General features: G+C 62.8%; 10 protein-coding genes. 4 read left to right on the top strand and 6 right to left on the bottom strand.

Translation table 11 applies throughout. From position 1 onward, the window contains the following. The first annotated feature begins 117 nt into the window (after positions 1-117). On the top strand, positions 118-660 hold the full coding sequence (locus HX830_RS23390; protein ID WP_177102900.1) for a GNAT family N-acetyltransferase: 543 nt from the start codon (positions 118-120) through the stop codon (positions 658-660). Here HX830_RS23390 and HX830_RS23385 read toward each other — a convergent pair whose 3' ends face one another. Continuing rightward, on the bottom strand, positions 661-1,587 hold the full coding sequence (locus tag HX830_RS23385) for a carbon-nitrogen hydrolase family protein (protein WP_152736924.1): 927 nt from the start codon (positions 1,585-1,587) through the stop codon (positions 661-663). A 230-nt stretch (positions 1,588-1,817) separates the two neighbouring features. Between HX830_RS23385 and HX830_RS23380 the strand changes: the two genes are divergently transcribed. Next, the gene (locus HX830_RS23380) at positions 1,818-2,819 is read left to right on the top strand and encodes a FecR family protein (protein WP_177102898.1); all 1,002 of its coding nucleotides are present in this window, start codon (positions 1,818-1,820) and stop codon (positions 2,817-2,819) included. A 128-nt stretch (positions 2,820-2,947) separates the two neighbouring features. Here HX830_RS23380 and pvdQ read toward each other — a convergent pair whose 3' ends face one another. After that, positions 2,948-5,272: a bifunctional acylase PvdQ gene (gene pvdQ / locus HX830_RS23375; RefSeq protein WP_177102896.1), complete on the bottom strand. Its 2,325-nt coding sequence runs from the start codon at positions 5,270-5,272 to the stop codon at positions 2,948-2,950. A gap of 320 nt (positions 5,273-5,592) precedes the next feature. Here pvdQ and HX830_RS23370 point away from each other — a divergent pair, with 320 nt between their 5' ends. After that, on the top strand, positions 5,593-6,000 hold the full coding sequence (locus HX830_RS23370) for a fe2+ zn2+ uptake regulation protein (RefSeq protein WP_103494821.1): 408 nt from the start codon (positions 5,593-5,595) through the stop codon (positions 5,998-6,000). Between the two features lie 2 nt (positions 6,001-6,002). Here the strand turns inward: HX830_RS23370 and HX830_RS23365 are convergent, their stop codons facing one another. Next, entirely contained in the window at positions 6,003-6,191 is a 189-nt protein-coding gene (locus tag HX830_RS23365) for a hypothetical protein (RefSeq protein ID WP_100943910.1), read from the bottom strand. A 340-nt stretch (positions 6,192-6,531) separates the two neighbouring features. After that, complete coding sequence (locus tag HX830_RS23360; protein WP_103494822.1) at positions 6,532-7,443, bottom strand: LysR family transcriptional regulator; 912 nt, start codon at positions 7,441-7,443, stop codon at positions 6,532-6,534. A 105-nt stretch (positions 7,444-7,548) separates the two neighbouring features. Here HX830_RS23360 and HX830_RS23355 point away from each other — a divergent pair, with 105 nt between their 5' ends. After that, complete coding sequence (locus tag HX830_RS23355; RefSeq protein WP_103494823.1) at positions 7,549-8,544, top strand: aldo/keto reductase; 996 nt, start codon at positions 7,549-7,551, stop codon at positions 8,542-8,544. A gap of 151 nt (positions 8,545-8,695) precedes the next feature. Here the strand turns inward: HX830_RS23355 and HX830_RS23350 are convergent, their stop codons facing one another. Then, entirely contained in the window at positions 8,696-12,367 is a 3,672-nt protein-coding gene (locus tag HX830_RS23350) for a translocation/assembly module TamB domain-containing protein (protein WP_177102894.1), read from the bottom strand. Next, the gene (locus HX830_RS23345) at positions 12,364-14,091 is read right to left on the bottom strand and encodes an autotransporter assembly complex protein TamA (RefSeq protein ID WP_177102893.1); all 1,728 of its coding nucleotides are present in this window, start codon (positions 14,089-14,091) and stop codon (positions 12,364-12,366) included. The genes HX830_RS23350 and HX830_RS23345 overlap by 4 nt, the downstream gene beginning before the upstream one ends. Between the last annotated feature and the right edge of the window lie 61 nt (positions 14,092-14,152).

Here is a 14,152-nt window from a genome sequence, read left to right as displayed (position 1 = left end):
AATGCTGTAGCAGGTGATATTCAAGTGTAGGTAATAGTGGCGGACCGTCAATATAACGGCAATTTCCAGCCAATATGTCAAACTAATGTCCCACTCGACAAGGAAGCCGAAACCCTTATGAACACTCCCGAACTCAGTACCGAACGACTACTGCTACGACCCTTGCAACAGGATGATGCCGCCGCCATCCAGCAACTGTTTCCCCACTGGGAAGTGGTGCGGTTTCTCAACGCCCGGGTGCCCTGGCCTTATCCCGAAGATGGCGCCCTGAGTTATCTGCGCGACGTCGCCCTGCCCGCTGTCGAACGCGGCGTGGAATGGCACTGGTCGATCCGCCTGCGCGCGGCCCCGGAACAGATGATCGGCGCCATCAGCCTGATGGACGAAGCCGACAACAACCGCGGCTTCTGGCTCGCTCCCCAATGGCAGGGCCAGGGCCTGATCGGCGAAGCCAGTACCGCCGTCACCGCGTATTGGTTCGAGACCCTCGGCCGCGAGCGGATGCGCGTGCCCAAGGCCGCCTCCAACCTGGCCTCGCGGCGGGTCTCGGAACGTGAGGGCATGCGCCTGCTGCACAGCGAGGAACGGGATTTCGTCAGCGGGCGTTTACCCTGTGATATCTGGGAAATCACCCGCGAAGAGTGGCAGCGGTTGCGCTGATCAGTCCTGGATAAAACGCACGCCTGGCTTGGCTCGCTCATCGACCTGCAACTCGAACACATCCGGGCGGGCATAGTGGCCGGTGACGTCAAAATCATAACGGGCGCGGACCAGTTGCTCGGTGTCGATCTGCGCGGTCAGCAGGCCGGCCTCGCCGACCAACGGCCCGGCCAGCACCTCGCCCATGGGCCCGACAATCAGGCTGCCACCGTTGATCAGCGGACGTTCCGCCGGCCAATTGACCACCTCCACGCCCAGTGCCTGCGGCGAGGGCTGGACCTGGCAGGCGCTGATCACAAAGCAGCGGCCTTCACAGGCGATATGGCGCATCGTCACCTGCCACATCTCCCGCTCATCCACCGTCGGCGCGCACCAGACCTCAACGCCCTTGGCGTACATGGCCGTGCGCAGCAGCGGCATATAGTTTTCCCAACAGACCGCCGAACCGATCCGCCCGGCCTTGCCTTCCACCACCGGCAACGTCGAACCATCGCCCTTGCCCCAGATCAGCCGCTCGGTACCGGTGGGCATCAGCTTGCGGTGTTTGGCCACCAGCCCGCCCTGGGGTTCGAAGAACAACACCGTGCAATACAAGGTAGAACCCGCGCGTTCGATGACCCCGAGCACCAGGCTCGCCCCGGTGCGAGCGGACAACTGCGCCAGCGCGTCGGTCTCGGCGCCCGGGACATCGATGGCATTGGCGTGATAACGGGCGAAGGCCTCACGGCCCTCGGGCAGCCGATAACCCAACTGGGTGCCGAAGGTTTCGCCCTTGGGATAGCCACCCAACAGGGCTTCGGGCATCACCACCAGGCAGGCGCCGGACTCGATGATCGCGCGCTCATAGCCGAGGATCTGTTCCAGGGTGTCGCCCTTGCCCCCCGGCAGGGAACCGATTTGTAACGCGGCAACGATGGACTTGGGCATGACGTGAACTCCATGAAAGTGTGCTGCCGATTGTCATGCCGGCCGACATCATGAATAAAGCCACCTTCGGAACTGAATGATATTAACCAAATAAATATCGAACCCGGACGTCTCAACCTGTTCCAGGATCCTCGAAGCCCAGTGCGCGCTCTCAAATTGATCTGTTTGCCATCCACTGTTCTCGACAGAGACTGCCGAGGGTTAGAATGGCCGAAACCAGGGAAGAATTCATGAGCGAACCGATCCTTTCAGAAGCCGAGTACGACGCCATCACCGACGCTGCCGCGCATTGGTGCATGCGGCTGCATGAAGAGGATTGCACCAGCGCCGAACGCGAAGCCTTCGCCGCCTGGCTCAAGGCCGACCCGCGGCATGCCGTCGAATACGAGGCCATGCTGGAAATCTGGGACGTGGCCGATCAACTACCGCCGACGGCCGCGCCCCAGGTGGTGACCCTGATAGCGAAGCGCCGTCGCTGGCAAGGCTACGCCATGGCCGCGGCCATCAGCCTGCTGGCCGTGCCCGTCGTCGGCTACCTGGGTTGGAGCCTCGGTTGGATTCCCAATGCCTACCAGAGCTTCGAAACTTCGAACCAGTTGCGCCAGGTCACCCTGGCCGATGGCAGCCAGGTGGAATTGAACCTGGGAACGCAGCTGACCTACAGCAACTACAAGGATCAGCGTCGGGTGACCTTGAAAAAGGGCGAAGCCTATTTCGAGGTGCGCCACGACGCCGAGCACCCCTTCGTGGTGAAGGCCGCCGAGGGTCAGGTACGGGTCACCGGGACCCAGTTCAACGTGTGGATGTATCAGGATCAGGTTCGCGTGACCTTGCTGCAAGGCTCGGTGCTGGTCAGCAGCAATACCACCCACCCTGGTGACGGTTATCGCCTGGACCCGGGCATGCAGGCGCGCTACAAATCCGGCGACCATGAGCCGCAGATCAGCCAGACCTATGCGCAAGACGCCAACCTGGCCTGGCGCGATGGCAAACTGGTCCTCGATAACCTGATGCTGAGCGATGCCCTGCCGTTGATCAACCGCTACCTTGAGCGCCCGGCGCTGCTGGCCGACAAGAACACCGGGACGATTCGCATTGGCGGGATCTACAGCACCGGGGAAGTGCAGCGGTTGCTGACCTCCCTGCCCAAGGTGCTGCCGGTGTACCTGACGCAGAACAAGGAAGGCCAGGCGGTGATCAACGCGATCCCACAGGATACCCCGAAGGGCTGACGGGATCTTGAAAACACCGTGAAACCTGTAGGAGCTTGGCTTGCCAGCGAAGCTTTTGCCGCCCTGAAGGACGCCATCGCCGGCAAGCCGATTCCTACAAGGGACCGCGTTCAGCCTCACCACGAATGTTACTTCTGCGGTTCGCGAATCACCTGCGCCTGATACTCGGCATCCGCCCTGATCTGCTGTTCGGTGAACGGCAACACACTCCATTGCTTCTTCGAGAACGCTTCGGTCTGGTCGCGGAAATGCGGCGATGCCGGATCAGTAGACAGCGAAAACGCCAGCAACCCCAGCGCCTGAGGCCCCTTGTCGTCAAAACTCACCACCTGCAGATAGCTGGTGCCACCGACGACTTCGCGCTTGCCGCCCTCCCCCGGCACACTCTGAATCGCGTTGTACACGCCCAGGGTCGCCGGGCCACCATGCACCGGCACCGGCTGCCCGCCCCGGCTGACCTGCTGCACATCGCCCCAGTGACTGGAGGCCGTCAGTCCCGCCGCCTTCACCTGTTCCAGCGACGCCAGCATCGCTCCGTGCAGCGCCCTGGCCACCTTGATCTGCTCGAAGGCCAGGCCGCGCGGGGTGTGCTGCGGATCAGCCGGATCAAACCTGACCCTCCAGAAATTCTCGCCTTCGGACAAGTGCGCCATGATGTTCTGGAAATGCACCATGCCCAGCCCGCTTTGCAGGTTCGCATGAGCGTCCCAGTCCTTGAGGCTGGCGCACACCGGTGCCAATGTCGCCGCATCGCTGCCCAGGTCGCCGGCGCAGAAGCGCAGCAGGTCCGGTAGCACCAATCCGGCCAGGTACACCTGATCGTCCATCACCATCGCCTGCAGGTCCGCAACCTTGATCGCCGCAGGCCGATCCAGCCGTGCCAGGCGCTCAAGGGCGAAGCGCGCCCGTGGCCCGAGGGGCTCGCCCTCACGACTGACCAGCGGCGAAAAGCCCGTGAGCGGCGCCCGCGGATTGACCATCCAGGCCGAATCGTTGGAGTTCTGCAGATAGTCGCCGCGCTCCAGTTGCGGCAACTGGTCCGCCGGGAAGATACCCTTCTGCGCGGCATTCGCCGCCACGTTCCAGGCACAGGCGGCGCGCGAGCCGTCGAGCACCACCAGCGGCCCGCTGCCATGGGGATCGCTGCACAAGGCCAGCTTGGCCGCATCCACGTAAGGCACCACCGACAGGTTCAGGTACAGCGCCTTCCCCTGGTCATCCACCGCCAGGGTGTTGACCCAGGGAATGCCCTGAATCCGCTGCACCGATGCCTGCAACGCCTGAAGGTTGTCGGCATGGTTCATCGCATACCACTGCTGCAACACCCGGTCGTTGTCCTGGTTGGCATCGCGCAGGCTGAACGCCACGTCACGGTTCCAGTCGAGCTTGCCGGGCCATTGCACCACCGGCCCGAACACCGAGCTGTAGAGCACCCGTTCAACGGTCCTGGTGCTGCCATCGGCCTGCTTGACCTCGACCTTGACCAGGCGCTTGTCCAGCGCCGTGGATTGTCCGTCGAGCAGGTAACGGGTCGGATCCTTGGGATCGAGTTGCAGCCGATACAGGGTGAAATGCCTGGACGTGTCCACCGTGTGGGTCCAGGCCAGGTGCCGGTTGAAACCGATATTGATCATCGGCAGACCCGGCAAGGCCGCCCCCATCACGTCAAGCTGACCGGGAATGGTCAGGTGCATCTGGTAGAAACGCAGGCCACCGACCCAAGGGAAATGCGGGTTGCCGAGCAACAGGCCACGGCCGTTGAACGAACGCTCGCCGCCGACCGCCAGCGCATTGCTGCCGCGGTCCAGGGCGAAACGTTGCAGGCGTTCGGCCGCCAGCTGGAACGACGCACTCGACACCTGGGCAGTCTGCCGCGGTGGTGTGGCGGCGGCCAGGGCTTCGGCGAACGGCCCGACACCGCCTTCGACCAGCAGGCGCCGGGTCAACCTGACCAGGTCCTGCGGCGTGATCGGCCGCACCCACTGCCCTCGGCACTGCTCCGGCAAGCCCCCGGCCTGGCGCTCGCCGAGCTGGCGGTTGTAACCGGCGACATAACCCTCGATCAATTGCGTGACCTGCGGGGTTTGCGCCTGCCAGAAAGCCGCCACCGCCTCGGGCGTATTGAGCCAGTTGAAAAACAGGTCGCTGGTGAGGTTGTCACGCCGTTCGACGGTCATCTGTTCGGGGCCGAAGTAGCGCGAGCGCTGGCCGTTGACCGTGACGATTTCGTTGGCCAGTAGGCACAGATTGTCCTGGGCATAGGCATAGCCGATGCCGTAGCCCAGCCCGCGCTCGTCGCTGGCGCGAATATGCGGCACGCCAAAGGTGGTACGACGGATCTCGGCGTTCAGCTCGCGACTCGCGTCGCCAGCCTCGCGGGCCTGGGCGTGACTGCCCAGGCCGATCAACAACGTCGCCAGGCACAGCCTGGATAGCGAGCGGGTAATAATCACACTGACTCCTGATGGAATATCGAACACCAGGCGACCGCATGTGCAACAGCGAACGGCAACCCGGAAAAGCGGCCACCGAGGGAAATAAACAAGGGACGGCCGATGCCTGCCCATGAAAGACGAGTCTGAATATGAAAATTTAGGGATATACAGGCGTCTGAACATGAAACTTGAGGGATATCCAGGTGCTATCACCTGTCTGCGACTTGATACCGACAAATTTTCTACATTCGAGGCTTCATGATTTATCCGTCTCGCTCGTCCTTATCAAGGAGAGCCGACATCACATTCCTGATCAGGCTCTGAAAAGGAGTTTTTGCATGTACGACCAGCACAGGTCAACGGACGGTAATTCTTTGCAACGCGATCCTTCCTACAGCTCGGGCGCCATGTTGGCCAAACCTGCCGAACGCAGCGGTAATAACCGCATCCGTCAGTTGCTCAAACACTTCGGTTTGCGCACCAGCCTGATCCGACTCAAAGTCATCGACGCCCTGCTGAGCGCCGACGAAGATCAGCGCCGGCTGGGTGTGCGCGGGGTTCACAGTCATTTGCTGGAATTGGGCATTCCCCTGTCCTTTCTCAGCGTGCGCGAGGTGCTCAAGCGCCTGTGCAGCGAGGGCGTCGTGGTGCTCAACGCGGACAAGAGCTACAGCCTGCACCCGGATGCGACCGCGGCCCTGGAGTTACAGGACTCCATGCCGCAGAGCGCGCAGATCGGCGACTGAGTTCAGGGCTTGACCTTGCGCCGCATCACACCGTTGATCACCACCACGAGCACCGCCACGCCAATGGCGATGTACTGGAACAGCTTCTCGCTGATGACCCCGGTGTTTTGCAGATAGGACAGGCCGAACATGATCCCCAGTACCACCAGGGAAATCAGAATCGAGTACTTCAGACGCTGCGATTGAGTCATTACCTATTCCTGAATAGTTAAAACTTGAAACGACAAATGTATCCGACTTGTATCTGAATCCATACCAAAGCCCTACAAAGGCCGATGAATGAAACGACGCAAACGGGGTCCCATAGTATATCCGGGGAAAGGTTTTATCTTCCCGGCTTCACCCATGAGGATTTATCCATGTTTCGTCGAATCACGATGTTGATTCCCCTGCTGATCATCTTGTCTCTGAGCGGTTGCTTCATTTTTCCCCGTGGCGGAGGCTGGCACGATCATGACCATCGTTACTATGATGGGGGTGGCTACTACCGTCGCTGATCGCTCTTGTCGGGGACGGTGATCGACCGTCCCCTCATCGCCTAAACCCGGTACCCGGTCGGGCACAGATTTCCACCAGCCAATCGACAAACACCCGCACCCGCGCCGACATCTGTCGATGGGGCGGATACATTGCGCTCAGCGGTAATCCGGGGGGTGGATAATCGCCCAGCACTTCGCACAATTGGCCGCTGCGCAGTTGTTCGACCACGTGGTAATAGGGAATCTGCACCAACCCATAACCCGCTTCACACGCCGCCAGGTAACCGTCGGCACTGCTGACCGAGAGACGCTTGGGCAGGTCGATCGCCTGCAACTGGCCACCCTGCTGGAACTCAAGCCCGAAGCGCTTGCCGCTGACACTGGAAAAATACTCGACCATCCGATGCCCCGCCAAGTCCGCCAGTGACGTCGGCAACCCCATGCGCTCGATATAGGCCGCACTGGCACAGGTCACTTGCTCGACCAGCACCAGCGGCCGGGCCACCAGCGATTCGTCCAGGGCCTCGCCACCCCGCAACACACAATCGATACCGTCGCGGATCAGGTCCACGGGCCGGTCATTCAGGCCGATTTCCAGGTCGATCAGCGGATAACGCTCGCTGAACTCGGGCAATACCGGAATCACGATCAAACGCCCGATGCCCGCCGGCATATCGACCCGCAGGGTCCCCCGTGGATTGCGCCGGGCAGAGGAAAACACCGCTTCGGTCTCCTCCAGGTCCGCCAGCAGTTGCACGCAGCGCTGGTAATAGGCCGCGCCGTCGAGGGTGGTGCTGACCTGGCGGGTGGTGCGGTGCAACAGTTGCACCCCCAGGTGCGCTTCCAGTTGCTTGACCAGCACCGTCACCGAGGCCCGGGGTACTTGCAGGCTGTCGGCGGCCTTGGCAAAACCGCCCAGCTCGACGATCCGGGTAAAGACCCGCATGGCATTGAAGCGATCCATCGGCCCTCCATTATTGGGATTTTACGAATAGTGATAGTGCTTTTAGCCGGTTTATCGCGCTTTTGTCGAGGTTCACACTGCATGAAATCCCACAGGAGCCACACCATGCACACCCGTCAACTCGGCAAGAACGGCCCACAGGTCTCCGCCATCGGCCTCGGCTGCATGGGCATGACCGATTTCTACACCACCGGCAGCGACACCCGCGAAGCCACCGCGACCTTGCATCGGGCCCTGGAACTGGGCGTAACCCTGCTCGACACCGCCGATATGTACGGCCCCCACAGCAACGAAGAACTGATCGGCCAGGCCATCGCCGGCAAACGCGACCAGGTGTTCCTGGCCAGCAAGTTCGGCATCCTCCGTGACCCGGCCAGGCCGGCGTACCGTGGGGTCAGCGGGAAACCGGAGTACATCCGCACGGCCATCGACGGCACCCTCAAGCGCCTCGGCGTGGAGACCCTGGACCTGTACTACCAGCACCGTATCGACCCGGAAGTGGCCATCGAGGAAACCGTCGGCGCCATGGCCGAGCTGGTCAAGGCCGGCAAGGTTCGTTACCTGGGTTTGAGCGAGGCCTCGGCCGAAACCCTGGAGCGGGCCCATCGGGTGCATCCGATCAGCGCCTTGCAAAGCGAGTACTCGCTGTGGAGCCGTGATCAGGAAGACAACGGCTGCCTGGCCGCCTGCCAACGCCTGGGAATCGCCTTTGTGCCCTACAGCCCGTTGGGCCGTGGTTTCCTGACCGGCGCCTTGAAGAGCCCGGACGATTTCGCCGCCGATGACTATCGGCGTTTCAGCCCACGCTTCCAGGGCGAGAACTTCGCCCGCAACCTGCGGCTGGTGGAGCAGGTGCAAGGGTTGGCCGCGGAAAAAGGCGTGACGGCCGGGCAACTGGCATTGGCCTGGGTCCTGGCCCAGGGCGACTACCTGATCCCGATTCCCGGGACCAAACAACGCAAATACCTGGAAGAGAACGTGGCGGCCCTGGAGGTGAAGCTGAGCCCCGCCGAATTGCAGGCCCTGGAGGCGATTTTCCCGGCGGGTGCCACGGCCGGGCTGCGCTATCCGGAAGCGGTGATGCAGGGCCTGAATCGCTAAAGACTCGACTGCCGAACCCTGATCCCAGGCACACAACGGAACCTTGTAGGAGCAGGGGTTGCCCGCGAAGCTTTTGGCGCCCTCAAGGACGCCTTCGCGGGCAAGCCCTGCTCCTACAGGATCGTGCGTGACCGCAGAGGAGTGTCATTCCTCAGAAATCGCGCTTGTAGAAGATATCCAGGGAACTGGCCACGCCGCTCGCCGCCTCCAGGTAAACCTTCTTGCTCAACATATAACGCAAGGCGATGGTATTGGCCGGTTCGAACACCCCCACCCCGTAGCGCAAGCTCAGCTTCTCGGTGATCTTGCCGCTGGCCACCACCGATGTGGTGCTGCCGCTGCCCTGGGTATCGAGGGCAAAATCCTCGATGCCCAGGTTCTTCGCCAGGTCGCCGGTCAACCCGGCACTGCCCATCAAACCCAGGCCCAACGCCGCCTGGGCCAGCACATTGCTGTCTTCGCCAGTGGTGCTCAACGGTCGTCCCAACACCAGGTAGGACAACGCCTGCTCCTGGCTCATGGCCGGTTCCGAGAAGATCTGCGTGGTCGGTTGCTCGGCACTGCCGCTCAGGCGAATACCGGCAATCACATCATCGGTCTGGCGAATCGCCTCGATATCCAGGTACGGCTGGTCGATGGGCCCGGCGAACAGCAAGCGCGCCCGGCGAATGGTCAGGCGCTGGCCATAGGCGCTGTAGCGCCCGTCATTCAGGCGCAACTCACCCCGGGTATCGAGGTTGTCACCGATATGCACCTGGCCCTGCAAGTCGGCGGTCAGGCCAAAACCGTTGAAACTGAGCTTGTCCTCCCCCACCAGTACCTCGATATCCATGGACATCGCCAGGGGCGCCTTGCCCTCCTCGGTCTGCTGGCCGACGATCACCGTGTCGTCCGAGACCTTGACCGTCGACGGCGGCAGCTCGCGCACGACGATCGCGCCCTTGGGCACATGCACCTTGCCGGCAATCGCCAGTTTGTCGCCGTGCATCGACACCGTCAGGTCCGGCGCCACCTCCAGGGTCGCATAGGGCTCGACGCTGACCGGCAACTGCGAGCCCTTGATCGCCAATTCCACTTGTAGCGCATCGCTCCAGTCGATGTGCCCGGTCAGGCTGCCGTGTCCGGCATCACCGCCGGTCCACGTGCCGTTGAGCTGGACGTTTTCCCCGGCAATCTGCGCCTGCACCCGCAGGTCCTTGACCGTGGTCGGCACTTCCGAGCCGGAGACCTCGCCACCGCTCAAGGTCAGGTTGCCGTTGACCTTGGGCGCCAGCAAGCCGCCGGACAAACGCCCGCTGCCATCCAGGCGACCGGCCAGGGTCTCGACCTTTCTCACGAAAGGCCGGGCCACACTGAGATCGAGGCCGCTGAGACGGAAATCGCCGGTCAGGGGTTTGTTCTTCGCCAGGGGATTGATCTGCGCCTGGAGCATCAGTTCGCCAAGCTTGCCACCGCGAAAATCCAGGACCGTGTCGACCCGCCGCGGGGTCAGGTTGCTGGTCAGCTTGAGGGTCTCGTAGGGGAAGTCCAGCCATCTGCGTCGTTCGCGAATACGCAGGGTGCCGCCACTGGCATCGATTATGATCTGGCCCTTGGGGCCGCTGGCCGGCAGGTCCACTTGCAGGTCGGCATTCAGCCGGCCCTGCCAGGCGAAGTCGCGGGGCAACCATTGCCCCAGGCTTTCCAGGGGGAATTGCTTGAGGTGATAACGCAAGCGCGGTTCGGGCATCAACCGCTGATCCTCGCCGCACAGGCTGGCCTCTCCCGACAGCCAGCAGTGGCTGCCGAAATTCAATCGGCCATCGGCAAGGTATTCGAGTTTGGCCGGGTTCTGCAGTTTCCAGTCCTGGCCGCCGGTCTGTACATCGCCGGAAACCAGGCGCCCGCGCCAGTTGCCTTTGTCGAGTCCGCCGTCCAGGCCCAGGGCCAGTTTCAACAGCGGGCCTTGCAGATCGAGCTGCGCTTGCTGGCGCTTGAGATCGCCCTGCCCGTGCAAGGTCAGGGTACCCAGGGCCGTTTCGCCGGCCTGGATACCTTCGCCCTCGAGATCCAGTTGCCCACGTTGGGCGCTATCGAGGTTGGCCTCGAGACTGAGGTTTTGCAGACGGTTATCGGCAAATACCAACTGCTGGCCGTGCAGGCTGACCTTGCCTTGCGGCGCCTTCAGCGTGCCGGCGAGATCGACCCGGCCTTTGACTTGTCCGCGCAACTGCGGCCAGAGCTGGCCCAGGCGCGGCAGGTTGAGGTCGAGCTGCCCGGCCAGGCGTTGTTGCAGGCTGCCGCTGCCCTGGATACGGTTATCGCCCAAACGAATGTCCAGGGCACCCAGGGTCCATTGCTCGCCTCTACCGCTGGCCTTGGCTTGTAACACTGCCGGTTGCCCGCGCAGTTTGCCCTTGAGGTCGATATTCGCCTCCAGGTTCAACTGCTGGTTCTTCAACTCGCCTTTGCTGCGCAGCGGCCCGGCCAGGGTCCCGGGCAACTCCGCCAGCCAGTAAGCCGGATTGAGCGCGCTCAGGTCCAGTGCGGTGTCCCAGGCGATGCCATCGGCGAATTGCAACTTCAGGTAACCGCTGGCCTTGCCCTGCCCCGCCCTCAGTTCGAGCTGCGGCAGGGCGATCTGTTTCAGGTCGCCACTGAACGGCGTCAGCAGCCTGAACTTGCCCGCCGGGCCGTCGAGATCGGCCTGGACGAAACCCAGGTAGTTGCCGTCACGGTAATGCACCTCACCGACCAGGGTCCGCGCCTTGACCGCCGGTTCCTCGATCAACGGGTACAGGCGATGCCAGGGAAAGTCCAGCCAGTCGACCTTGGCGTCGACAGCGAAGCCCTTCTGCCAGTCCAGTTCGGCGCTGAGTTTCAGCCGCTGTTTGGCATCGGCCGTCAGGTCCAGCGCGGCGATCTGCGCGCCCCGCGCATCGACCCGGCCTTGCAGGTTGAGGTCGACGGGACCTTGCTCGGCCGGCAGCACGGCCTTGCCCTGGAGCTGGTAACCGTCTTTCAGGTTGCCGCTGCCGGTGAGTTCAAGCTGATTGAGTTGCAGGGTATCCGGCAGTTCGGCGCTGGCCTTGAAGCCATCGGCAGTGATCCGCACCCGGGCCGGCAGGTGCTCGGCCAGGGCCTCCAGTTCGCCCGTCAGTTGGCCCTGCAGATAACCGCTGCTGTTGGCCTTGAGCTTGAGGGTCTTGAGCAGATCGCCCTGCACCTCCAGCGCCAGGGCCCAGGGCTCGCCGCCCGGGGCCGGCAACAGCAGCTTGCCCTCGGCCGCCAGCGGCCAGTCGCCGCTCGGTTGCAGCAGCCCGGAGAGGTCCAGGCTGAGGTCGTCGTGCTGCAGATGCACAGTATCGATCTGCAAACCCTGCGCCGTCCAGTGCGCGGCCAGTTGCAATTCCTTGAGCTGCTCGCTGCCATCGAGCCACAGGCTGCCGATACGCACCTGGCGCAACTCGATCGCCACCGGCAGTTTCAGCGTCGGCAAGCTCAGCGGCCCGCTCTCGGCCGGCGCGCTCGGTTCAAAGCGCAGGTCGACCCGCTCGACTTCCAACTGATCGACACAGAGCACAAAGTGCGTCAGGCACAGCGGCGACCAATTGAAGCGCGGCTGCTGCAATTCAACCCGATTGCCGCCCTGCTGCCAGAGCAGATGATCGGCGCTCCACTGCCCGCCCAGATGACCCTGGAAATTTTCCACGCTCAAGCCCGGCACCTGTGCCAACGCCCAGCGACTGCCGGCCTGGGTGCCCAGCAGCAGACCCAACGACACCAGCAACAACAGCATCAGCGCGACAAGCGCCAGGCCGAGTATTTTCAAACCACGCTTCACAACTCAGGCCCCATGGAAAAGTGCAAACGGATACCCCCGGGATCGTCCAGCGCATGGGCCAGGTCGAGACGGATCGGCCCCACCGGCGAGATCCAGCGCACGCCGATGCCGACGCCGGTCTTGAGGCTCGGCAACTCCAGGGTATTGAACGAGTTGCCCTGGTCGACGAAGGTCGCGACCCGCCATTTCTCGGCGATGGAATATTGGTACTCAAGGCTGCCGGCGACCATGTAGCGCCCACCGACCCGATCCCCTTCGGAGTTTTCCGGGGACAGGCTCTGGTAGTCGTAGCCGCGCACGCTCTGGTCGCCGCCGGCGAAGAAGCGCAGGGACGGCGGCACGTTCCGGTAGCCATTGGTGGCACTGCCGCCGAACTGGATCCGGCCGAGGAAACGGTGATTATCCCAGACCGTGGTCAGGCCCTTGAGCGTCGCCGTGCCGTACAGCAGGTTATTGTCCGAGGCCAGGCCTTCCTTGGCGACCTTGCTGTCGAACTCCAGGCGATAGCCGTTGTGCGGATCGATGCGGTTGTCGCTGCGCAGATAGGAGTAATTGATGCCCGGCATCAGCAAGGTACTCAGGCCCGAGTCGTCGCCGAGGCGATATTCCTCGCGCTGCCACTTGAGCGAGATCACCCGCTGCCAGCCGCTGGGCAGCTTGCTGTGCCATTCCGGGCCGATGGTGAACAGCTTGCTCAGGCTGTCGGTGTTGGCGATTTCCTCGTACTGGTAGCCGGCGGCCCAGCGCAGCTTGTCGGTGAGCGGCGGGTCCAGCGGATGGTCGTACCACAGGCCGATATTCTGCCGGGGCGCGGACACCTCGCTTTCGATACCGTAGCTATCGCCCTGGGCATTGACCCAGTGGCGGGTCCAATTGGCCTTGACCCGGGGCCCGACGTCGGTCGAATAACCCAAGCCCAGGCCCATGGTGCGCGGCTTGCGGGTATCGAGCTGGACCTCGACCGGGATCACCCGGTCCTTGGCCGCCAGCGGTGCCGCATCCACCCGCACGCCTTCGAAGTAGCCGCTCGATTGCAGGGCCTGGTTGAGCTCGGCGATCAGTTCGGAATCGTAAGGGGTACCGGCCTTGAATGGCACCATGCGGTGCAGCAGGTCTTCGTCGAAGGGCGTGTCGCCGGCGAAATGCACCGGTCCCAGGGAATAGCGCGGACCGCTGTCATAGATCAGCTCGATATCGGCGATGCCCGCCTTGGGGTCGACGATCAACTTCTGGCTGATAAAGTGGCCGCTGAAAAATCCGTAGCGCGAGGCCCGGTTGAGAATCAGGCGCTTGGTATCCTCGTAGTGCCCATGGTTGAGCACGGCACCAGGCTTGAGGGCATCACTCCTGGGGATCTGGAAAGCCTTGAGGCTGGCGGCAGGGCCTTCGATGCGCACGGTGACATTGCGCAGATGCACCGGTTCGCCGGGATCGATGGTCAGGATCAGCTTGGGGGTCTTGCCGGCTTCGACTTCGGTCTCGATCTGCGGCTGATAATAGCCGAGCGCCTGGGCGGCCTTGCGTGCCTGCTCCTGCGCGCCGCGGCTGAAACGCCGCAGGGCATTTTCACCACGATTGCCGAGACTGCCAATGTAGCCTTCCACATTGGCCTTCAACTCGTCGTTCGCCGGCTTGACCCGTACATCGAGTTCGCTTTGCGCCAGGGCCGCCATGCTGCAACAGAGCAGGAGCAAACCGCTGGTCAATCTTATAGAAAACATCATAGGCGCGGATGCTATCACGGGCTGGGTTAAGGCCGTCATAGAACGCGAAACCGACCGGAAA

This window comes from Pseudomonas gingeri, from assembly GCF_013385425.1.
Lineage (GTDB): Bacteria > Pseudomonadota > Gammaproteobacteria > Pseudomonadales > Pseudomonadaceae > Aquipseudomonas > Aquipseudomonas gingeri_D.
This window is presented reverse-complemented; position numbering and strand designations above follow the sequence as displayed.